The 21,299-nt window shown below is 72.8% G+C and carries 20 protein-coding genes; 12 read left to right on the forward strand and 8 right to left on the reverse strand.

The genetic code is table 11. The features are described 5' to 3' along the window. Positions 1 to 8: 8 nt before the first annotated feature. The 6 genes from ACF1G2_RS23320 to paaA all read right to left on the reverse strand — a co-directional run bounded on the left by ACF1G2_RS23320 (position 9) and on the right by paaA (position 4,917). Positions 9 to 1,142: an acyl-CoA dehydrogenase family protein gene (locus tag ACF1G2_RS23320; protein WP_391800224.1), complete on the reverse strand. Its 1,134-nt coding sequence runs from the start codon at positions 1,140 to 1,142 to the stop codon at positions 9 to 11. An 82-nt stretch (positions 1,143 to 1,224) separates the two neighbouring features. Then, positions 1,225 to 2,313 carry a 2Fe-2S iron-sulfur cluster-binding protein gene (locus ACF1G2_RS23325; RefSeq protein ID WP_391800084.1) on the reverse strand — a complete coding sequence of 363 codons (1,089 nt, stop codon included), beginning with the start codon at positions 2,311 to 2,313 and terminating at the stop codon, positions 1,225 to 1,227. Next, a complete protein-coding gene (gene paaD, locus ACF1G2_RS23330; RefSeq protein ID WP_385852106.1) occupies positions 2,314 to 2,817 on the reverse strand; it encodes a 1,2-phenylacetyl-CoA epoxidase subunit PaaD in 504 nt (167 codons plus the stop codon). Beyond that, the gene (paaC, locus tag ACF1G2_RS23335) at positions 2,811 to 3,566 is read right to left on the reverse strand and encodes a 1,2-phenylacetyl-CoA epoxidase subunit PaaC (protein WP_391800085.1); all 756 of its coding nucleotides are present in this window, start codon (positions 3,564 to 3,566) and stop codon (positions 2,811 to 2,813) included. The genes paaD and paaC overlap by 7 nt, the downstream gene beginning before the upstream one ends. Beyond that, positions 3,563 to 3,850, reverse strand: coding sequence for a 1,2-phenylacetyl-CoA epoxidase subunit PaaB (gene paaB, locus ACF1G2_RS23340; RefSeq protein WP_391800086.1), 288 nt, complete (start codon positions 3,848 to 3,850; stop codon positions 3,563 to 3,565). The genes paaC and paaB overlap by 4 nt, the downstream gene beginning before the upstream one ends. After that, a complete protein-coding gene (paaA, locus tag ACF1G2_RS23345) occupies positions 3,847 to 4,917 on the reverse strand; it encodes a 1,2-phenylacetyl-CoA epoxidase subunit PaaA (RefSeq protein WP_391800087.1) in 1,071 nt (356 codons plus the stop codon). Before paaA ends, paaB begins: the two co-directional genes overlap by 4 nt. Before the next feature lie 113 nt (positions 4,918 to 5,030). Between paaA and ACF1G2_RS23350 the strand changes: the two genes are divergently transcribed. From ACF1G2_RS23350 to ACF1G2_RS23360, 3 genes are read left to right on the forward strand one after another with little or no spacing between them, the layout of a single operon-like run. After that, positions 5,031 to 5,759: a DUF5819 family protein gene (locus tag ACF1G2_RS23350; protein ID WP_391800088.1), complete on the forward strand. Its 729-nt coding sequence runs from the start codon at positions 5,031 to 5,033 to the stop codon at positions 5,757 to 5,759. Beyond that, positions 5,756 to 7,096 (forward strand): HTTM domain-containing protein, encoded by a 1,341-nt coding sequence (locus tag ACF1G2_RS23355; RefSeq protein ID WP_391800089.1) that lies wholly within the window; start codon positions 5,756 to 5,758, stop codon positions 7,094 to 7,096. Before ACF1G2_RS23350 ends, ACF1G2_RS23355 begins: the two co-directional genes overlap by 4 nt. Further along, a complete protein-coding gene (locus tag ACF1G2_RS23360) occupies positions 7,093 to 7,755 on the forward strand; it encodes a TrmH family RNA methyltransferase (protein WP_391800090.1) in 663 nt (220 codons plus the stop codon). Before ACF1G2_RS23355 ends, ACF1G2_RS23360 begins: the two co-directional genes overlap by 4 nt. Before the next feature lie 117 nt (positions 7,756 to 7,872). On the opposite strand, the gene paaN is transcribed toward ACF1G2_RS23360, so the two are convergent. Further along, positions 7,873 to 9,567, reverse strand: coding sequence for a phenylacetic acid degradation protein PaaN (paaN, locus tag ACF1G2_RS23365; protein ID WP_391800091.1), 1,695 nt, complete (start codon positions 9,565 to 9,567; stop codon positions 7,873 to 7,875). A 177-nt stretch (positions 9,568 to 9,744) separates the two neighbouring features. On the opposite strand from paaN, the gene ACF1G2_RS23370 reads away from it, so the two are divergent. Both ACF1G2_RS23370 and ACF1G2_RS23375 read left to right on the forward strand, forming a co-directional pair. Further along, entirely contained in the window at positions 9,745 to 11,388 is a 1,644-nt protein-coding gene (locus tag ACF1G2_RS23370; protein WP_391800092.1) for a 3-hydroxyacyl-CoA dehydrogenase, read from the forward strand. Continuing rightward, positions 11,385 to 11,978 carry a TetR/AcrR family transcriptional regulator gene (locus ACF1G2_RS23375; RefSeq protein WP_383224243.1) on the forward strand — a complete coding sequence of 198 codons (594 nt, stop codon included), beginning with the start codon at positions 11,385 to 11,387 and terminating at the stop codon, positions 11,976 to 11,978. Before ACF1G2_RS23370 ends, ACF1G2_RS23375 begins: the two co-directional genes overlap by 4 nt. Before the next feature lie 259 nt (positions 11,979 to 12,237). On the opposite strand, the gene ACF1G2_RS23380 is transcribed toward ACF1G2_RS23375, so the two are convergent. Then, the gene (locus ACF1G2_RS23380; RefSeq protein WP_391800093.1) at positions 12,238 to 12,762 is read right to left on the reverse strand and encodes an Lrp/AsnC family transcriptional regulator; all 525 of its coding nucleotides are present in this window, start codon (positions 12,760 to 12,762) and stop codon (positions 12,238 to 12,240) included. A 177-nt stretch (positions 12,763 to 12,939) separates the two neighbouring features. On the opposite strand from ACF1G2_RS23380, the gene pdhA reads away from it, so the two are divergent. The 7 genes from pdhA to ACF1G2_RS23415 all read left to right on the forward strand — a co-directional run bounded on the left by pdhA (position 12,940) and on the right by ACF1G2_RS23415 (position 21,267). Then, complete coding sequence (gene pdhA / locus ACF1G2_RS23385) at positions 12,940 to 14,100, forward strand: pyruvate dehydrogenase (acetyl-transferring) E1 component subunit alpha (protein WP_391800225.1); 1,161 nt, start codon at positions 12,940 to 12,942, stop codon at positions 14,098 to 14,100. Continuing rightward, positions 14,100 to 15,128 (forward strand): alpha-ketoacid dehydrogenase subunit beta, encoded by a 1,029-nt coding sequence (locus ACF1G2_RS23390; protein WP_391800094.1) that lies wholly within the window; start codon positions 14,100 to 14,102, stop codon positions 15,126 to 15,128. Before pdhA ends, ACF1G2_RS23390 begins: the two co-directional genes overlap by 1 nt. Beyond that, a complete protein-coding gene (locus ACF1G2_RS23395; protein WP_391800095.1) occupies positions 15,128 to 16,510 on the forward strand; it encodes a dihydrolipoamide acetyltransferase family protein in 1,383 nt (460 codons plus the stop codon). Before ACF1G2_RS23390 ends, ACF1G2_RS23395 begins: the two co-directional genes overlap by 1 nt. A 429-nt stretch (positions 16,511 to 16,939) precedes the next feature. After that, positions 16,940 to 17,803 (forward strand): NTP transferase domain-containing protein, encoded by an 864-nt coding sequence (locus tag ACF1G2_RS23400; RefSeq protein WP_391800096.1) that lies wholly within the window; start codon positions 16,940 to 16,942, stop codon positions 17,801 to 17,803. After that, positions 17,800 to 19,188 (forward strand): molybdopterin molybdotransferase MoeA, encoded by a 1,389-nt coding sequence (locus ACF1G2_RS23405; protein WP_391800097.1) that lies wholly within the window; start codon positions 17,800 to 17,802, stop codon positions 19,186 to 19,188. The genes ACF1G2_RS23400 and ACF1G2_RS23405 overlap by 4 nt, the downstream gene beginning before the upstream one ends. A gap of 20 nt (positions 19,189 to 19,208) precedes the next feature. Next, positions 19,209 to 20,267: a potassium channel family protein gene (locus ACF1G2_RS23410; protein ID WP_391800226.1), complete on the forward strand. Its 1,059-nt coding sequence runs from the start codon at positions 19,209 to 19,211 to the stop codon at positions 20,265 to 20,267. 10 nt (positions 20,268 to 20,277) lie between these two features. Continuing rightward, positions 20,278 to 21,267 carry an NAD(P)H-quinone oxidoreductase gene (locus tag ACF1G2_RS23415; protein WP_391800098.1) on the forward strand — a complete coding sequence of 330 codons (990 nt, stop codon included), beginning with the start codon at positions 20,278 to 20,280 and terminating at the stop codon, positions 21,265 to 21,267. Positions 21,268 to 21,299: the final 32 nt, after the last annotated feature.

Raw genomic sequence — 21,299 nt, forward strand, 5'->3', positions numbered from 1 at the left:
GGGCGGGATCAGCCGAGGGGGTGGGCGGCCAGGAGGTCGCCCAGGGTCTCCTCGTGGGCCGCGGCCGGGCCGAGGGCGAGTTCGAGCTGCTTGGCCCAGGCGTGGTACCGGTGCAGGGGGTAGTCGGTGTCGGCGCCGAAGCCGCCGTGGAGGTGCTGGGCGGTCTGCACCACGCGGCGTACGCCTTCCGAGGCCCAGATCTTGGCGACGGCGATGTCCGCGGCGGGCGGCAGTGGTCCGCCGGCTTCGCTGCTGATGCGCCAGGCGGCCTGCCAGAGGGTGACCTCCATGGCCCGTAGGTCGATGTAGCGGTCTGCCGCCTGGACGGCGACGGCCTGGAAGGTCGCCACGGGGTGGCCGAACTGTTCGCGCTTGCCCGTGTACTGGCTGGTCATGGTGAGGACGTTCTCGCCGAGTCCGAGGGCGAGGGCGCAGGTGCCGGTGGCGAGGACGCCGTGGAGCCATTCCCAGGCGTCGTCGGTGTCGATGACGTCGGCGGTGTCGAGGTGTACGGAGTCCAGGCGGAGTTCGGCGAGGAGCTCGCCGCTGGTGGAGTACTGCTCGGCGAGGGTGAGGCCCGGGTGGGTGCGGGGGAGCAGCGCGAGGACGGTCTGTCCTTCGGTGGTGTGGGCGGGGACGGCGATCCGGTCGGCGCCGTGGGCCCAGGGGACGGCGCTCTGGAGGCCGTCGAGGATCCAGCCTGTGCCGTCGCGGTGGGCGGTGACGGCGAGTTCGGCGGGGTCGTGGCCGGTGCGGCCGTTGGAGGCGGCGGTGAGGACGAGTTCTCCGCGTGCGACGCGGGGGAGGAGTTCGGCCGCGGTGCGCGGGTCGGCGTAGCGCTGCACGGTCATGGCGACCGCGCTGGTCTCCAGGAGGGGGACGCGGGCGAGGACGCGGGCGGATTCGCGCAGGACGAGGCAGAGGGCGATGGTGTCGAGGCCTGCGCCGCCGTGTTCGGGGTCGAGGACGAGGCCGAGGAGGTCGGCGGTGGCGAGGCGGGACCAGAGCGGTCGGTCGAAGTCGTCGGCGACGGCTCCGGGGGTGAGCGCGGGGCTCGGTACGGCGTCGGGTGTGACGCCGGAGAAGACCGCTTTGGCCGCCTCGACGGCCGCCTGCTGTTCTTCGGTGAAGGTGAAGTCCACGGCCATGCCCTCCCGTTGCCTGTCTGACGGATCGTCAAGATAGAACAGGTTCTAGGGGAAGGGAATGGCCGCGCGGGGACGGTCAGCGGTCGAAGTCCAGCTCCACTTCGGCGGTGGCGGGGTGGGACTGGCAGGCCAGGACGTATCCGGCCTCGGTCTCCTCCGGCTCCAGCGCGAAGTTGCGGTCCATGCGGACCTCGCCTTCGACGAGGAAGGCGCGGCATGTGCCGCAGACCCCGCCCTTGCAGGCGTAGGGGGCGTCGGCACGGGCGCGCAGGACCGTTTCGAGCAGCGTCTCGCCCTTCTCCACCGGCCAGTTGCCGGAGCGGCCGTGCAGGGTCGCCGTGAGTGTGGCGTGGGCCGGGGCGGAAGCGGTGGGTGCGGAGGCGGGCGCCGAGCCGTCGTCGACGTGGAAGATCTCCTGGTGGATCCGGGAGCGGGCGACGCCGAGGCCGCGCAGGGCGCTTTCGGCGGCCTGGACGAGGCCGAACGGGCCGCACAGGAACCAGCCGTCGATGTCGTCGACGGGCAGGAGCGCGGGGAGCAGACCGGTCAGCCGCTCCTGGTCGAGCCGCCCGGACGGGAGTCCGGCCTGCTGCTCCTCGCGGGAGAGCACGGTGATGAGCTGGAAGCGGTCCGGGAAGCGGTCCTTGAGGTCGGCGACCTCGTCCAGGAACATCGTGGAGGACGCGGTGCGGTCGCTCCGTACGAGGCAGAACCGGGCGTCCGGCTCCTGGGTGAGCAGGGTGGCGGCCATCGAGAGGACCGGGGTGATGCCGCTGCCGCCGACGACGGCGGCGAAGCGGCCGGGGCGGGGTGTGAGGGTGAAGCGGCCCATGGGTTCCATGACGTCGACGGTGTCGCCGACGGTCAGTTCCTTCAGGGCGTAGGTGGAGAACTCGCCGCCGTCGACCAGTCGGATGCCGACGCGCAGGACGGGATCCTGGCCGCTGGGGGCCGCGGGCGCGCAGATCGAGTACGTACGGCGGATCTCCTCGCCGTCGCGTGCGGTGCGGCGCAGGGCGAGGTGCTGGCCGGGGGTGTGGCGGTAGGCGTCGCGCAGCTCGGGCGGGACGGCGAAGGTGACGGCCACCGAGTCGTCCGTGAGCTGCTCGACCTCGCTCACCCGGAGCGGATGGAACTCAGCCCGTCCGGAGCGTGAGGACTGCATCTACAACTCCTTGAAGTGGTCGAACGGTTCGCGGCAGGCCGTGCAGCGGCGCAGTGCCTTGCAGGCCGTGGAGGAGAACCGGCTGAGCAGCTCGGTCTCGGTGGAGCCGCAGTGCGGGCAGCGGATGGCCAGGGTGAGGGGGACGGGTCCGCCGGCCGGGCCCTGGGGGCGGGGCGGGGCGATGCCGAACTCGGCGAGCTTGCGCCGGCCTTCGTCGCTGATGTCGTCCGTCGACCAGGCGGGGGCGAGGACGGTGACGACGGAGACGTCGGGGACGCCGTGCTGGTGCAGGGCGTGCTCGATGTCGGAGGACATCGCCTCGATCGCGGGGCAGCCGGTGTACGTCGGGGTGAGTTCGACTTCGACGCGGCCGGGGCCGAGGACCTGGACGCCGCGCAGCACGCCGAGCTCTTCGAGGGTGAGGACGGGCAGTTCGGGGTCGGGGACGGCGCCGGCGATCCGGGCCAGTTCCCGCTCCAGGTCCGTCATGGTCGTGGTCACCATGTCGCCCCCGGGTGGCTGCGGTGCAGGTGCTGCATCTCGGCGAGCATGCGGCCGAAGGACTCGGTGTGGAGGCCCTGTCGGCCGGCTCCGGCGCGCCAGGCGCCGGTGTCGGGTCCGCCGGGGACGGTGAGGGTGGCCCGTTCGAGGACGGCCGTGATCGAGTCGAGCCAGGTGCCGCGGAGCGCTTCGAGGTCCACGGCGAGGCCTTCGAGGGGCTGGAACAGTTCGCCGGTGTAGCGCCAGAGGGCGTCGCAGGCGCGCTGCATGCGGCCGTGGCTCTCGTCGGTGCCGTCGCCGAGACGGAGGGTCCAGTGCTCGGCGTGGTCCTGGTGGTAGGCGACTTCCTTGACGGCCTTCGCCGCGAGGCCGCTCAGGGGGCCGTCGCCGGCGGCCAGCTGTCCGTACAGGAGCCGCTGGTAGGTGGAGAAGTAGAGCTGGCGGGCGATGGTGTGGGCGAAGTCGCCGTTGGGCTGTTCGACGAGCTGGCAGTTGCGGAAGGCCCGCTCTTCGCGGAGGTAGGCCAGTTCGTCCTCGTCGCCGACGAGGGAGAGCAGGATGCGCGCCTGGCCGAGGAGGTCGAGCGCGATGTTGGCGAGGGCGACCTCCTCCTCCAGGACGGGGGCGTCGCCCGCCCACTCCCCCAGTCGGTGGGAGAGCACGAGGGCGTCGTCGCCGAGGGCGAGGGCTGCTTCGGTGATCGCGGCGGTGTCGGTGGTGCCGGCGGTCGCGCTCGCGGGTGCTTCGCTCACAGGTGCTTCACTCCCTCGGGGATCTCGTAGAAGGTCGGGTGGCGGTAGGGCTTGTCCGCCGACGGCTCGAAGAACGGGTCCTTCTCGTCGGGCGAGGAGGCGGTGATCGCGGTGGAGGGGACCACCCAGATCGAGACGCCTTCGTTGCGGCGGGTGTAGAGGTCCCGGGCGTTGCGCAGGGCCATCTCGGCGTCGGGCGCGTGCAGGCTGCCGGCGTGCGTGTGGGACAGCCCGCGGCGCGAGCGCACGAACACCTCCCACAGCGGCCATCCGTCGGTGCTCATGCCCGTGCCTCCCCGTTCGTGTCCGTGTGCGTGTTCTTGTGCGTGTGCTGGGCTGCCGTGTGCTTGTCGGCGTAGGCCGCGGCTGCCTCTCGGACCCAGGCGCCTTCTTCGTGGGCGCGGCGGCGCCGGTCGAGGCGCTGTTCGTTGCAGGGGCCGTTGCCCTTGAGGACGTCCCAGAACTCGGCCCAGTCGATGGGGCCGAAGTCGTAGTGCCCGCGCTCCTCGTTCCAGCGCAGGTCCGGGTCGGGGAGGGTGAGGCCGAGGGCCTCGGCCTGGGGGACGGCGATGTCGACGAAGCGCTGGCGCAGCTCGTCGTTGGAGTGCCGCTTGATCTTCCACGCCATGGACTGGGCGGAGTGCGCCGATTCGTCGTCCGGGGGGCCGAACATCATCAGTGAGGGCCACCACCAGCGGTTCACCGCGTCCTGCGCCATGGCGTGCTGGGCCTCGGTGCCCTGGGAGAGGGCGAGGAGGGCTTCGTACCCCTGGCGCTGGTGGAAGGACTCCTCCTTGCAGACACGGACCATCGCGCGGGCGTACGGGCCGTAGGAGCAGCGGCAGAGCGGGACCTGGTTGGTGATCGCGGCGCCGTCCACGAGCCAGCCGATGGCGCCGACGTCGGCCCACGTCAGCGTGGGGTAGTTGAAGATCGAGGAGTACTTCTGGCGGCCGGCGTGGAGCTTGTCGAGGAGCTCGTCGCGGCCGGTGCCGAGGGTCTCCGCCGCGCTGTACAGGTACAGGCCGTGGCCGGCCTCGTCCTGGACCTTGGCCATCAGGATCGCCTTGCGGCGCAGCGAGGGCGCGCGGGTGATCCAGTTGGCCTCGGGCTGCATTCCGATGATCTCGGAGTGGGCGTGCTGCGCTATCTGGCGGACGAGGGAGGCCCGGTACGCGTCGGGCATCCAGTCGCGCGGCTCGATGCGCTCGTCGGCGGCGACGGCGGCGTCGAACACCGCCTCGTAGGCGGCGAGCGCCGCTTCCGCCGCCGTGTCCTGCTCGCCGTGCGCGGCCGCCCGCGCGCCCTGCGCGCTCGCGGTCACTGCGGTCGCTGCCGTCCCTGCGGTCATCGCACTCCCTACCGACCGATCGTTCGGTTGAATGACTTCAATGGTCGGTCGGCGGCCCGTATGGTGTCAACCCTGTGGATAACCGAGGGTGGACCGATCGGGATCGGGGCGGGATGGAAGCGCACGACGACGCGGACACGCGCGAGGAGCATCCGTTGCCGGAACCGGGTCCACGGGAAGGCTCCGGGATCGCCGCCCTCTCCCTTCCGTTCCAGGTCGTCGCGGCCGTCTCGCTCGCCGTCGTCGGCGTCCTCGCCTGCGTCCACCTCGCGATGGTGTTCCTGCACGTCGCGCCGTCGAACACGCTGACCAAGCAGCACGGCGCCGCCGTCGACGACTGGGTGTACCCCGAGTTCGAGCAGAACTGGAAGCTCTTCGCCCCCAACCCGCTGCAGCAGAACGTCGCCGTCCAGGTCCGCGCCCGCGTCGGGGACGGCGACGGCACCCCGCGCACGACCGGCTGGATCGATCTGACCGCCCAGGACGCCGAGGCGATACGCGGCAGCCTCGTGCCCAGCCACACCCAGCAGAACGAGCTCCGCCGGGCCTGGGACTTCTACCTGAACTCGCACACGGAGGACCATCTCCCCAACGGCCTGCGGGGCCGGCTCTCCGAGAACTACATCCGCCGGATCGTCATGCTCCGTCTCGACGAGCAGCGGCTCGGCGGCGCCGTGGAGCAGATACAGCTCCGCTCCACCACACGCGGCGTTCCCGCACCGTCGTGGAGCACCGAGAAGATCAGCACGGAACCCGTCCACCGGGAGCTTCCGTGGTGGAAGGTGACCGCAGCCGATCTGCCGGGCGGGGCGCGTGACGACCGTACGGAGGCGGCCAGGTGAACCGATCATTCACGCACCCGGACGCCGGAGGGCCCGAGAGCGCCGGAGGCGCCGCGCACGCAGTGAAGGCCGGAGGCGCCGCGAACGCCGCGTACGCCGAAGGCGCCGCCCCCCAGGCCCCCGCCGCCGCGCGGGAGCCGTTCGACCGGCGGCTCGCTCGGGGTGTGCAGCGGGTGACGGCCTCGGCGCTCGGCCCGTACCAGACCGCGATCGTCCGGATCGGCTTCTCCCTGACCTGGCTGCTCTTCCTGCTGCGCGAACTGCCCCACCGGCACGAGCTCTACGGCCCCGACGGCCCCTGGGCGTGGGAGATGGGCCGGCAGCTGATCGCCCAGAACGACGCCTTCACGGTCCTGATGTGGTCCGACAGCGCCCTCTGGTTCGAGATCGTCTACGGCCTCGCCGTGGCCTCCGCGCTCCTGCTTCTGCTCGGATGGCGTACCCGCGCCATGTCGGTGGTCTTCATGGCCGGCGTGCTGTCCCTGCAGAATCGCTCCGTCTTCATGGGGGACGGCGGGGACAACGTCCTCCACCTCGCCGCGATCTACCTCGTCCTCACCCGCTGCGGACAGGTCTGGTCCCTCGACGCCCGCCGGGCGGCCCGCGAGGCGCGTGAGGCGGACCAGGGGCGGGAGGCGCGCCGCGACGTCGTCGGGCCGCTGCTGTGGACGGTGCTGGGCGGCCTCCTGCTCGCCGCCACGTACTTCGCCGACCTCACCGGCTCGCTGTGGCTCCTGGTGATGCTGTGGGTGCTGTGGCTGGCGCAGGCGCTGTGGTGGTGGGTGTGCCGGAACGCCCCGGGCGAGCCCCGCACGCTCCTCGACGTCCTTGCCAACCTCGCCCACAACGCGACCCTCGTCGTGATCATGGCCGAGGTCTGTCTGATCTACGCGACGGCCGGCTGGTACAAGATCCAGGGCTCGCGCTGGCAGGACGGCACCGCGCTCTACTACCCGCTCCAGCTGGACTACTTCACGCCCTGGCCCGCCCTGTCCGATCTGTTCGGCTCCAGCGGTGTACTGGTGCTGGTACTGACCTACGGCACCGTGCTGGTCCAGGTCGCGTTCCCCTTCGCCCTGTTCAACCGCAAGGTCAAGAACGTCCTGCTGGTCGCGATGATGCTGGAGCACGCCGGCATCGCCGTGCTCCTCGGACTGCCCCTGTTCTCGCTCGCGATGATCTCCGCGGACGCGGTGTTCCTGCCGACGGCGTTCCTGGTGTGGCTGGGCGCGCGGGTGGTGCGCGGCCGGGACCGTCTGCTGTCCCGCCGGGGAGGAGAGCTGCCCGAGCAGCGCCGTTCGGGTGAGGAACCCGCCCCCCGTACCCTCGTGGGGTGAGCACCGCTGAACAGTCCGAGCCGATCCAGTACGACGACGGGTACGCCCCCGAGGTCGGTGTGGGACCGCATCCGCGGCCCTGGCCGGACGGCGAGCGCTACGACCCGGAGCTGCTGGCGGACGGCGACCGGCGCAACGTCGTCGACCGGTACCGGTACTGGACGCGGGAGGCGATCGTCGCCGACCTGGACACCCGGCGCCACGACTTCCACGTCGCGGTCGAGAACTGGGGCCACGACTTCAACATCGGCTCGGTGGTGCGGACCGCCAACGCCTTCCTGGCGAAGGAGATCCACATCGTCGGCCGGCGGCGCTGGAACCGTCGCGGGGCGATGGTCACCGACCGCTACCAGCATGTGCGCCACCACCCGGACACCGAGTCGCTGACCGCGTGGGCGGCGGCCGAGGGTCTGGCGATCATCGGCATCGACAACCTGCCGGGCGCGGTACCGCTGGAACGGACCGTGCTGCCGCGCCGCTGCGTGCTGCTCTTCGGCCAGGAGGGGCCGGGCCTCACCGAGGAGGCCCGTGAGCACGCGGAGATGGTCTGCTCGATCGCCCAGTTCGGTTCGACCCGGTCGATCAACGCGGGCGCCGCGGCGGCGATCGCGATGCACGCGTGGGTGCAGCGGTACGCCGAGATCACTCCCGGCGCGTGACCGGCCGGCGGCCCGAGGAGACCTCGTAGGGCTTTGCCCCAGAGGAGACCCCCGTGGGCCTCGCCTGACCGGCGGCGGCCCGCGGAGACCCCGTAGGGCCCCCGCGAGCACGGGAGGTCACGCCTGGCGGCGGACCTCCACCACCCGGAAGCGGTTGGCGACGAACGCGCTGTCGCACAGGGCCGCGTTCGCGGCCGGATTTCCGCCGGAGCCGTGGAAGTCGGAGAACGCCGCCGTCTGGTTGACGTAGACGCCGCCCGTCAGGTTCAGCGAGAGCTGGGCCGACTCCTCCAGACAGACCTCCTCGACGGCACGCTCGGTCTCGGGCGAGGTGGTGTACGCCCCGACCGTCATCGCGCCCTTCTCACGGACCGTGCGCCGCAGCAGCTCCAGCGCGTCGGCGGTCGAGTCGACGGAGACGGCGAAGGAGACCGGCCCGAAGCACTCGGAGAAGTACGCCGCCTCCGGGTCCGGCTTCGAGCCGTCCAGCTTGACGATCACCGGCGTACGGACGACGGCGTCCGGGAAGTCCGGGTTCGCCACCTCGCGGGAGGCCAGGGCCACCTCGCCGAGTCCTGCGGCCGCCTCCAGGCGCGCCTTCACGTCCGGGTTGACCAGGGCGCCGAGCAGCGCGTTCGCCCGGGCGTCGTCGCCGAGCAGACCGCCGACCGCAGCCGAGAGATCGGTGACGACCTCGTCGTACGACTTGGGGCCCGCATCCGTGGTGATGCCGTCGCGGGGGATCAGCAGGTTCTGCGGGGTGGTGCACATCTGGCCGCTGTACAGCGACAGCGAGAACGCCAGGTTGGACAGCATGCCCTTGTAGTCGTCGGTGGAGTCGACGACGACGGTGTTGACGCCGGCCTTCTCCGTGTACACCTGCGCCTGGCGGGCGTTGGCCTCCAGCCAGTCGCCGAAGGAGGTGGAGCCGGTGTAGTCGATGATCCGGACCTCGGGGCGGACGGCCAGGGTCTTGGCGATGCCCTCGCCGGGCCGCTCGACGGCCAGCGCGACCAGGTTCGGGTCGAAGCCCGCCTCGGCGAGGACCTCGCGGGCGACGCGCACGGTGAGCGCCAGCGGGAGGACGGCGCGCGGGTGGGGCTTGACCAGGACGGGGTTGCCCGTGGCGAGGGAGGCGAAGAGGCCCGGGTAGCCGTTCCAGGTCGGGAAGGTGTTGCAGCCGATGACGAGGGCGATGCCGCGCGCGACCGGCGTGAAGGCCTTGGAGAGCTCCAGCGGGTCCCGCTTGCCCTGGGGCTTGGACCAGTCGGCGCTGCCGGGGGTGCGGGTCTGCTCCGCGTACGCGTACGCCACGGCCTCCAGGCCGCGGTCCTGGGCGTGGGGGCCGCCGGCCTGGAACGCCATCATGAAGGCCTGGCCGCTGGTGTGCATGACGGCGTGCGCGAACTCGTGCGTACGGGCCGAGATCCGGGCGAGGATCTCCAGGCAGACCAGGGCGCGGACCTCGGCGCCGGCCTCGCGCCAGCCGGCCATGCCGGCGCGCATCGCGGGCAGCAGGACGTCGATGTCGGCGTGCGGGTACTCGATGCCGAGCGACGGGCCGTACGGCGAGGTCTCGTCGCCGGTCCAGGCGTCCGTGCCGGGCTGGTCCAGCTCGAAACGGGTGTTCAGCAGTGCCTTGTACGCCTCGAGGCCGGCGGCGGCGTCCAGCGAGCCGTTCTCGCCGTAGGCCTTGGGGTGCTCGGGGTGGGGCGACCAGTAGGCACGGGTGCGGATGGTGTCGAGAGCCTGGTCGAGCGTGGACCGGTGCTTCTCGGCCAGGGCGTCGGTGGTCAGCTGAGCGGCGGCCATTACAGGACCAACTCCTCGTCGAGCTAGATCGATTCGGCGCGCGGAGCGCTCCACGACGGGTGGTCGTGGAAGACGGGTGGGCAGCAAAGGACGGACAGAGTTAGAGTAACCGAACGATCGGTCGGGACAAGGGGGTCTGTCGAAGCTGTGGACAACCCATCGGGGAGGATCAGTCGTATGACCGCCAATGTGAGCGACTCGGCGCCGGACGCCGGGGCGGGCGCCGCGCCGGACTCCGGTACCGACGCCCTCGACCGCAGCCGTACCGTCGCCGTCGTCGGCACGGGGACCATGGGCCAGGGAATCGCGCAGGTCGCGCTGGTCGCCGGGCATCCCGTACGGCTCTACGACAGCGCCCCCGGCCGGGCCGAGGAGGCCGTGGCCGCCCTCGCCGCCCGGCTGGACCGCCTGGTCGAGAAGGGGCGGATGGACCGCGCGGCACGCGACGCGGCCGTGGGCCGGCTGCACGCCGCCGCCGCGCTGACGGACCTGGCCGACGCCGCGCTCGTCGTCGAGGCGATCGTCGAGCTGCTCCCGGTCAAGCGGGAGCTCTTCGCCGAGCTGGAGAAGATCGTCGGCGACGACACGCTGCTCGCCACCAACACCTCCTCCCTCTCCGTCACGGCGATCGCGGGCGGGCTGCGGCTGCCCGGACGGTTCGTCGGACTGCACTTCTTCAACCCGGCGCCGCTGCTGCCGCTCGTCGAGGTCGTCAGCGGCTTCGCCACCGACGCCTCGGCCGCCACGCGCGCGTACGAGACCGCGAAGGCCTGGGGCAAGACGCCGGTGCGCTGCGCCGACACCCCCGGCTTCATCGTCAACCGGATAGCCCGGCCCTTCTACGCGGAGGCGCTGCGCGTCTACGAGGAGGGCGTGGCGGACCCCGCCACCATCGACGCCGCCCTGCGCGAGTGCGGAGGGTTCCGCATGGGCCCCTTCGAGCTGACGGACCTCATCGGCCAGGACGTGAACGAGGCCGTCACCCGGTCCGTCTGGGACTCCTTCTACCAGGACCCCAAGTTCACGCCCTCCCTCGCCCAGCGGCGCCTGGTGGAGTCGGAGCGCCTCGGCCGGAAGTCGGGGCACGGCTGGTTCCCGTACGGGGACGGCGCGGCGGCCCCCGAGCCGCACACCGCGCCGCCCGCCGAGGCGCCGGCCTCGGTGACGGTCCAGGGCGACCTGTACCAGGCCCGTGCTTTGGTGGCGTTGATCGACGAGACCGCGATCGTGGTCGACCGCGGGGACGACGCCGTGGCCGGCTACCCGGGCTGGATCGAGCTGCCGAGCGGCACCCGGCTGTTCCTCGCCGACGGGACGGCGGCCGAGGACGCCGAGATGCCGGTCGTCCACATCGACCTGGCGCTGGACTTCTCCGCCTGCGAGCGGATCGTGCTCGCGCCGTCCGCCACCGTGGGGGACGACGCCCTGCAGGAGGCGATCGGCCTCTTCCAGGCGGTCGGCAAGAAGGTCAGCGTCATCCGCGACGTGCCCGGCATGATCGTCGCCCGTACGGTCGCGATGCTCGCCGACTTCGCCTTCGACGCCGCCGCGCGCGGGGTGGCCGCCGCCGACGACATCGACACGGCGATGCGGCTCGGCGTGAACTACCCGCGCGGTCCCCTCGCGTGGGGCGAGGAGCTGGGCGTCGACTGGGTCCTGGAGACGCTCTCGAACCTGCACGAGGAGTACCCGACGGGCCGCTACGCCCCCTCGCAGGCGCTGCGCCGCCGGGCTGCCGCCGAGCGTGCCGCCGCGGAGGCGGCCGTGGTCGAGTCCGCGGTGGTGGAGTCGGCCGTGGCCGAGGCGGAGGCGACGGCATGACGACCGCCAAGCGTGACACGTACACGCCCGAGACGCTGCTCTCCGTCGCCGTGCAGGTCTTCAACGAGCGCGGCTACGACGGCACGTCCATGGAGCACCTGTCCAAGGCGGCCGGAATCTCCAAGTCCTCGATCTACCACCATGTCGCGGGCAAGGAGGAGCTGCTGCGGCGGGCCGTCAGCCGCGCCATAGACGGGCTGTTCGGGATCCTCGACGAGCCGGGCGCGGGGCGCGGTCGGGCCATCGAGCGGGTCGAGTACGTCACCCGGCGCACGGTCGAGGTGCTGATCGCCGAGCTGCCGTACGTGACGCTGCTGCTGCGGGTCCGGGGCAACACCGACACCGAGCGCTGGGCGATGGAGCGCCGCCGCGAGTTCGACCACCGGGTGGCCGATCTGCTGAAGGCGGCCGTGGCCGACGGGGACCTGCGGGCCGACGTGGACATCAAGCTCGCCACCCGGCTGCTCTTCGGAATGATCAACTCGCTGGTGGAGTGGTACCGGCCGCTGCCGGGCGCCCACGCGGAGCGCGACCAGCTCGCCGACACCGTGGTCCACCTGGCCTTCGACGGCCTGCGCACGGCCCGCTGAAAGCGGCTGGGGGTGCGTGGGGCCGCCTGGGGCGCCTGGGGCTGCCTGGAGCGCCTGGAGGCCCGCCCCTGCCCGGGCCCAGGTGATGCTCGGGCCCATTGGGCGCCGGGACCGGCAGGGGCCCGCTGAGGACTGCCGGGCCCCTGCTGAGGACTGCCGGGCCGCTGCGGAGGACTTGCCGGGCCGCTGCTGAGGACTGCCCGGGCCCGCTGAGGGCCGCTGGGGCCGCTGGAGGCCCCTGCTGTGCCTGCGCGGGCGCTCAGTGGTCCGGGTCGAGGTCCGTCTCTTCGAAGACCAGCAGCGTGCGGGTGGAGAGCACCTCGGGGATCGACTGGAGCTTGGTGAGCACCAGCTCCCGCAGCGTCCTGTTGTCCGGGGTGTGGACCAGCAGGAGGACGTCGAAGTCTCCGCTGACCAGTGCGATGTGCGCGGCGCCCGGCAGGGCCTGGAGCTGTTCGCGCACGGTGCGCCAGGAGTTCTGGACGATCTTGAGCGTGATGTAGGCCGAGGCGCCGTGTCCCGCGCGCTCGTGGTTCACGCGGGCGCTGAAGCCGCGGATCACCCCGTCGTCGATCAGTCGGTTGATCCGCGCGTAGGCGTTGGCCCGGGAGACGTGCACCCGTTCGGCGACGGAACGTATCGAGGCGCGACCGTCCGTCTGCAGGATGCGCAGGATGTCGCGGTCGATCGCGTCGAGCGGCCGGGCCGGCGGGCCCTGTGGCACTCCGGCCGGACTCTGGGCCAGGGCCTGCTCCCAGCCGTCGGCCATTTGTTCATCCGCCATGTCCCCCCGCCTCTCATCCATGGACGACATGTCTCTATCCCAGGCTGTGGAGAACCGATTGTCCACAGGCTGAGGGTGCCTGTAGCCAAAATGCCTCCACGACCGAACAATCGGTAGGTGAGGCGCGCCACACCCGCGCCACCCGCCTTCGGGTCTTATGCCCGCTCCCACGAGGAGGTGGACTCGTTGCAACAGCGCAGTTCGACAGTCCAAGAGCCGCCAGCTGCCGCCCCTGCCTACCGGCCCACCCCGCCCCCGGCGTGGAAGCCGCGTACGGACCCCGCCCCGCTGCTGCCCGACGCCGAGCCCTTCCGGGTCATCGGCACGGACGCGGTGGCCGACGCCGACCCCGAGCTGCTGCGGCGGCTCTACGCGGAGCTGGTGCGCGGTCGCCGGTACAACGCGCAGGCCACGGCGCTGACCAAGCAGGGCCGACTGGCCGTGTATCCGTCGACCACGGGGCAGGAGGCCTGCGAGGTCGCGGCCGCCCTGGCCCTGGAGGACCGGGACTGGCTCTTCCCCTCGTACCGCGACACCCTCGCGGCCGTCGCCCGCGGCCTGGACCCGGTCCAGGCGCTGACGCTGCTGCGCGGTGACTGGCACACCGGCTACGACCCGCGTGAGCACCGCATAGCGCCGCTGAGCACCCCGCTCGCCACCCAGCTGCCGCACGCGGTCGGGCTGGCCCACGCCGCCCGGCTCAAGGGCGACGACGTGGTCGCGCTCGCCATGGTCGGCGACGGCGGCACCAGCGAGGGCGACTTCCACGAGGCGCTGAACTTCGCGGCCGTCTGGCAGGCCCCCGTGGTCTTCCTGGTGCAGAACAACGGCTTCGCGATCTCGGTGCCGCTCGCCAAGCAGACCGCGGCCCCCTCGCTGGCCCACAAGGCCGTCGGGTACGGCATGCCGGGCCGGCTCGTCGACGGCAACGACGCGGTCGCCGTCCACCAGGTGCTGACCGAGGCCGTGGCACGCGCGCGGCGCGGCGGCGGACCGACGCTGGTCGAGGCCGTCACGTACCGGATCGACGCCCACACCAACGCCGACGACGCGACCCGCTACCGCGGGGACGGCGAGGTCGAGACCTGGCGTGCTCACGACCCGATCGTGATCCTGGAGCGGGAGCTGACCGAGCGCGGGATCATCGACGAGGCGCGCAAGCAGGCGGCGGCCGAGGCCGCCGAGACGATGGCGGCGGCGCTGCGCGAGCGGATGAACGCCGAACCCGTTCTCGACCCGATGGATCTCTTCGCGCACGTCTACGCCGAGCAGACGGCGCAGCTGCGCGAGCAGGCCGCGCAGCTGCGGGCCGAGCTCGACGCCGAAGGTGAGGCGTGATGACGACCGCGCAGAAGACGGCGGCGGACAAGGCCACGGCCAAGCCCGCCACCATGGCGCAGGCCCTCCAGCGGGCCATGCGCGACGCGATGGCCGAGGACCCGACCGTCCATGTGATGGGCGAGGACGTCGGCACGCTCGGCGGGGTCTTCCGGGTCACGGACGGCCTCGCGAAGGAGTTCGGCGAGGACCGTTGCACGGACACGCCGCTGGCCGAGGCGGGCATCCTCGGAACGGCCGTCGGCATGGCGATGTACGGGCTGCGGCCGGTCGTCGAGATGCAGTTCGACGCCTTCGCCTACCCGGCGTTCGAGCAGCTGATCAGCCATGTGTCCCGGATGCGGAACCGCACGCGGGGCGCGATGCCGATGCCGCTGGTGATCCGTGTGCCGTACGGCGGCGGGATCGGCGGCGTCGAGCACCACAGCGACTCGTCCGAGGCGTACTACATGGCGACGCCGGGTCTGCACGTCGTCACCCCGGCCACGGTCGAGGACGCGTACGGGCTGCTGCGGGCGGCCATCGCCTCCGACGACCCGGTCGTCTTCCTGGAGCCCAAGCGGCTGTACTGGTCGAAGTCCGACTGGCGCCCGGAGGCGCCGGCGTCGGTGGAGCCGATCGGCAAGGCCGTGGTGCGGCGCAGCGGCCGCAGCGCGACGCTGATCACGTACGGGCCGTCCGTGCCGGTCTGTCTGGAGGCGGCGGAGGCCGCGCAGGCGGAGGGCTGGGACCTGGAGGTCGTCGACCTGCGCTCGCTGGTGCCGTTCGACGACGAGACGGTCTGCGCGTCGGTGCGGCGCACCGGGCGCGCGGTCGTCGTGCACGAGTCGACGGGGTTCGGCGGGCCGGGCGGGGAGATCGCCGCGCGCGTGAGCGAGCGGTGCTTCCACCACCTGGAGGCGCCGGTGCTGCGGGTCGCCGGGTTCGACATCCCGTATCCGCCGCCGATGCTGGAGCGGCACCACCTGCCGGGCGTGGACCGGGTGCTCGACGCGGTGGCGCGGCTGCAGTGGGAGGCGGGTAACTGATGGCGCAGGTGCTCGAGTTCAAGCTGCCCGACCTCGGTGAGGGGCTGACCGAGGCGGAGATCGTGCGCTGGCTGGTGAACGTGGGCGACGTCGTCGCCATCGACCAGCCGGTCGTCGAGGTGGAGACCGCCAAGGCGATGGTGGAGGTGCCGTGCCCGTACGGCGGTGTCGTCACCGCCCGCTTCGGCGAGGAGGGCACGGAACTGCCCGTCGGCGCACCGCTGCTGACGGTCGCGGTCGGCGGTACGGCGGGGTCCGGTGCGTCCGGTGAGGCGGGGGCTTCGGCGGCCCCGGCGGTCGCCGCGGCGGACGCCGAGTCGTCGGAGTACTCGGGCAACGTGCTCGTCGGGTACGGCACGGCAGGGCCGGCGGCGAGGCGTCGCCGGGTGCGTCACGAGAGCGCCGCGGTGGCGAAGGCCGTGGCTCCGGCGGCGGCTCCGGTTTCCGCTCCGGCTGCGGTCGTGGCGCCGGCCTCCGCTCCGGCCGCGGCTTCCGCCCCCGTGGCGGGGCCCGTTCCGGTGATCTCGCCGCTCGTACGGAAGCTGGCCCGGGACAAGGGCATCGATCTCCGCGAGGTGCGGGGGTCCGGTCCGGCCGGGCTGATCCTGCGGGCCGACGTCGAGTCGGCCCTGGCCGCCGCCGAGACGGCTGCGGCCGGCCCGGCGCCGGTGCCTGCGGCCGCCGTCACCGCGGCGGGTGAGCGGGTTCCGCTGCGCGGGGTCCGTGGAGCCGTCGCCGACAAGCTCTCCCGCAGCCGTACGGAGATCCCGGACGCGACCTGCTGGGTCGACGCCGACGCGACCGAGCTCATGGCGGCGCGGGCCGCGATGAACGCGGCGGGCGGTCCGAAGATCTCGCTGCTCGCGCTGCTCGCCCGGATCTGCACGCACGCCCTCGCGCGCTACCCGGAGCTCAACTCCACGGTGGACACGGCGGCCCGGGAGATCGTCCGGCTGCCGTCCGTGCACCTCGGGTTCGCGGCGCAGACCGAGCGCGGTCTGGTCGTCCCGGTGGTCCGGGACGCGGGCACGCGGACGGCGGAGTCGCTGACGGAGGAGTTCGCGCGGCTGACGGAGTCCGCCAGGCAGGGGACGCTGACGCCGGGCGACCTGACGGGCGGGACGTTCACGCTGAACAACTACGGGGTGTTCGGGGTGGACGGCTCCACGCCGATCATCAACCACCCGGAGGCGGCGATGCTCGGCGTGGGCCGGATCATCCCCAAGCCGTGGGTCCACGAGGGCGAACTGGCGGTCCGCAAGGTCGTCCAGCTCTCGCTGACCTTCGACCACCGGGTCTGCGACGGCGGCACGGCGGGCGGCTTCCTCCGCTACGTCGCCGACTGCGTCGAACACCCGGCGGTCCTGCTCCGCACGCTCTGACCCCGCCGGGCGGGGGCTCGCCGGGCGACACCGCCCCGCGCGCCCCCGCCCGTCGTCGTTCCGGCGGGCGGCACCGACGCCCGCCGCCCCGAGCCGGCTGCCCGGGGCCGGCTCGCCGACGAGCCGGCTGCCCCGAGCCGTCTGCCCGGGCCCGGCTCGCCGATGAGCCGGCTGCCCGGGGCCCGTCTGCCCCGATCGGCCGGCCGACCGGAGCCTGTCTCCCCGGTTGCCGCACGGGTTCTGTCTACCTGTCTCCCCGGTGCGCCGCACAGGACCGGTCTCCCCGATTCCCCGGTGCGCCGCACAGGACCGTTCTCCTCGTCTCCCTGGTGCGCCGCACAGGATCGTTCTCCTCGTCTCCCCGGCGCTCCGTCTCCCTGGTTGAGACGCAGGGGCGCTTCCGGAAGGGGAGCGGATCATACTGCTGGGATGACGATCGGGTATGACGCCGTCGTGCTCGCCGGTGGAGGCGCGAAGCGGCTCGGTGGGGTGGACAAGCCGGCGGTGCGGGTCGGAGGCCGGGCGCTGCTCGATCGGGTGCTCACGGGGTGCCGGGGCGCCGGGCGCACCGTGGTCGTCGGCGGGCGGCGGGAGACCGTGCGGCCCGTCGTGTGGGCCAGGGAGGACCCGCCCGGCGGCGGGCCGCTGGCCGGGCTCGGCGCCGGGGTGCGCGAGCTCGGGGCCGACCTGGTGCTCGTGCTCTCCGCCGACCTGCCGTTCCTCGACGAGGACACCGGCCGGCGGCTCCTGGACGCCCTCACTGCCGCGCCCGATGCCGAGGCGGCCCTCCTCGTCGACGCCGACGGCCGTGACCAGCCGCTCGTCGCCGCCTACCGCGCCGCCGCCCTCCGGCGTGAAATGGATCTCCTCATCACCACGCACGGCACCCTCTCCGGGCTCCCGCTGCGTCTGCTCACCCAGGGGCTGCGGCTCGTCCGGGTCACCGCGGGCCCCCTCGCCTCCTTCGACTGCGACACCTGGGAGGACATCGCCACGGCCCGGGCGCGGATCAGGGAGCATGGGAACGTGCTGGACGAATGGATCAACGCAGTCAAGGCCGAACTGGGCATCGAGATCGACGTCGACACCGGCGTGCTGCTCGATCTGGCCCGCGACGCCGCCCACGGGGTCGCCCGCCCCGCCGCACCGCTGACCACGTTCCTGGTCGGGTACGCGGCCGGCCGGGTGGCCGAGTCCGGCGGTGGGCCCGAGGCGGTCGCCGAGGCCGCCAGCAAGGCCGCGGCGCTCGCCGGCCGCTGGGCGGCCGAAGCGGAGCGGGACGCGGCCGGATGACCCCTCAGGAGCGCGCGGCGCAAGCCCAGCCCCAGCCCCAGCCCGGGTCCGGATCCGGATCCGAGCCGGGATCCGTGTCCGGGGCCGACGACGACGGCGTGGACGAGATCCTCGCCCTCGTCGCCTCGCCGCGCGGTGAGAAGCCCGGGTCCGCCGAAGAACACCGCGCCACCCCGTGGCCCGCCGCGCGGTCCGTCGCCGCCCGCGCCGGGGCGGCCGTCGGGGCCGCCCGGGCCCCCCTCCGCACACCGCTCGGGCGGGCGATGGGCCACGTGCTCGCCGAACCGCTCCGCGCGCTCACCGATCTGCCGTCCTTCGACACCTCGGCCATGGACGGCTGGGCCGTCGCCGGGCCCGGCCCCTGGGAGATCCGCGCGGAAGGCGCCGTTCTCGCCGGTCACGCCCCCGCCGCTCCGCTGGCCGACGGCACGGCGGTACGGATCGCCACCGGCGCCCGGGTCCCGCACGAGACCACGGCGGTCATCCGCAGCGAGCACGCCCGTACCGACGCGAGCGGCCATCTGCACGCGCGGCGCGAGGTCGTCCCCGGCCAGGACATCCGGCCCCGGGGCCAGGAATGCCGCGCCGGCGACCGGCTGTTGCCTGCCGGGACCCGGGTGACGCCCGCCGTCCTCGGCCTCGCCGCCGCGGCCGGCTACGACGCGCTGCCGACGCTCGCCCGCCCGAAGGTGGAGGTCCTCGTCCTCGGTGACGAGCTGCTGACCACCGGACTCCCCCACGACGGGCTGATCCGGGACGCTCTCGGACCGATGCTCGGCCCCTGGCTCGACGCGCTCGGTGCCGAGGTGCTCGCCACCCGCCGGATCGGCGACGACGCCGACGCCCTAGCGGCGGCCGTCACCGGGTCCCCCGCCGATCTCGTGATCACCACCGGAGGCACGGCCGCCGGTCCCGTGGACCATGTCCACCCCGTGCTCGCCAAGGCGGGCGCCGTGCTGCTCGTCGACGGGGTGAAGGTGCGCCCCGGACATCCCATGCTGCTCGCGCGCCTCGACGCCGGCCGCCATCTGGTCGGACTGCCCGGCAACCCGCTCGCCGCCGTCTCCGGCCTGCTCACCCTGGCCGAACCGCTGCTGCGCGCCCTGGCCGGGGCCCCGGCGCCGGAGCCGTACCGCGTTCCCGTACGGGACGAGATCCAGGGTCATCCGCACGACACCCGGCTGGTCCCCGTCGTCCACGCGGGCGAGGAGGCGGTACCCCTGCACTACAACGGTCCGGCGATGCTCCGTGGCATCGCCGCCGCGGACGGGATGGCCGTCGTGGCGCCCGGCGGAGCAGGGCGTGGAGAGGCCCTGGAGATTCTCGATCTTCCGTGGCCGATGGCTCCTTCGCTGGGCGCTTCTCAGGGAGGGTGTTTCACGTGAAACTTCCCAGCCGTGACGTCATGGCCCGCCAAGCGGACGAGAAGACGTCCCCCTCCCGTATCCGGATGCCACGGCGTGTCGTCGAGAAGCCCCTGCGGCAGGTGACCAGGCGGCTGCTGATGGCCCTCGGGGTGCTGGCCCTCACGACCCTGATCGTCTACGCCGACCGCGACGGCTACCACGACAACGCCAACGGCACGCTCGACTTCCTCGACTGCGCCTACTACGCGACCGTCACCCTCTCCACCACGGGGTACGGCGACATCGTCCCGTACAGCGACTCGGCCCGGCTCATCAACATCCTGGTGATCACGCCGCTGCGCGTCCTGTTCCTGATCATCCTGGTCGGCACCACTCTCGAGGTCCTCACCGAACGGACCCGGGAGGAGTGGCGGCTGAACCGCTGGAGGTCCACCTTGCGTGACCACACCGTCGTCGTCGGCTTCGGCACCAAGGGCCGCTCGGCGATCCAGACGCTCTGCGCGACGGGGTTGCGGAAGGACCAGATCGTCATCGTCGACCCCTCCACCAAGGTGATCGAGACGGCGAACGCGGACGGATTCGTCGGTGTGGTCGGCGACGCGACCCGGAGCGACGTTCTGCTCCGTGCCGAGGTCCAGAAGGCCCGGCAGGTCGTGATCGCCACCCAGCGCGACGACACGGCCGTTCTGGTGGCGCTCACCGCGCGGCAGCTCAACCGGGGTGCGAAGATCGTCGCCGCCGTACGCGAGGAGGAGAACGCGCCGCTGCTGCGCCAGTCCGGCGCGGATGCCGTGATCACCAGCGCGAGCGCCGCCGGACGGCTGCTGGGGCTCTCGGTGCTCAGCCCCAGCGCCGGCACGGTCATGGAGGATCTGATCCAGCAGGGTTCGGGCCTCGATCTGGTGGAGCGGCCGGTCATAAAGTCCGAGGTCGGCAAGAACGTGCGGGAGACCGAGGACCTGGTGGTCAGCGTGTTGCGCGGGCATCGGCTGCTCGGTTACGACGATCCGGCGGCCAGCCCGCTGCAGTTGACGGACCGTGTGATCACCATCGTGCGGGCGGCGCCCGTCACCCCGCTGTCGCCGCCGCCCGAGTAGCCTCGCCGCCATGCATGCGATCACGATTCCGGAACCCGGGGGCCCCGAGGCCCTCGTCTGGGCCGAGGCGCCCGATCCCGTGCCCGCCGAGGGCGAGGTGCTCGTCGAGGTGGTGGCCAGCGCCGTCAACCGCGCCGATCTGCTTCAGCGGCAGGGTTTCTACGACCCGCCGCCCGGCTCGTCCCCGTACCCGGGCCTCGAATGCTCGGGCCGGATCGCCGCGCTGGGGCCGGGTGTCTCCGGCTGGTCGGTGGGGGACGAGGTGTGCGCGCTCCTCGTCGGCGGCGGGTACGCGGAGAAGGTCGTCGTTCCCGTCGGCCAGCTGCTGCCCGTACCGGACGGGGTGGACCTCGTCACGGCCGCGGCGCTGCCCGAAGTGACCTGCACGGTCTGGTCGAACGTCTTCATGATCGCCCATCTGCGGCCCGGCGAGACGCTGTTGGTGCACGGCGGCGCGAGCGGCATCGGCACGATGGCGATCCAGCTCGCCAAGGCCGTCGGCGCCAAGGTGGCGGTCACCGCGGGTGGCCCCGAGAAGCTCGCGCGCTGCGCCGAGCTCGGCGCGGACATCCTGATCGACTACCGCGAGCAGGACTTCGTCGAGGAGCTGCGCAAGGCCACGGACGGAGCCGGGGCGGACGTGATCCTGGACATCGTCGGAGCGAAGTACCTGGAGCGCAACGTGAAGGCGCTCGCGGTCAACGGCCGGCTCGCGATCATCGGCATGCAGGGCGGTGTGAAGGGCGAGTTGAACCTCGGAGCACTGCTCGCCAAGCGCGGGGCGATCACCGCGACCACACTGCGGGCCCGTCCGCTGCACGAGAAGACGGCCATCGTCGCGGCGGTGCGCGAGCACGTCTGGCCGCTGATCGGATCGGGGACGGTACGCGCGGTCGTCGACCGTACGGTGGAGATGCCGGACGCCGCCGAGGCGCACCGGGCCCTGGAATCCGGGACCCACGTCGGCAAGGTCCTGCTGACGGCACCCAAGGCGGGCTGACCAAGAGGCCGCGTCGCCGTGCTAGAGGGCCC

Source organism: Streptomyces sp. NPDC013457 (genome assembly GCF_043089925.1).
In the GTDB taxonomy this organism is placed as follows: Bacteria; Actinomycetota; Actinomycetes; order Streptomycetales; family Streptomycetaceae; genus Streptomyces.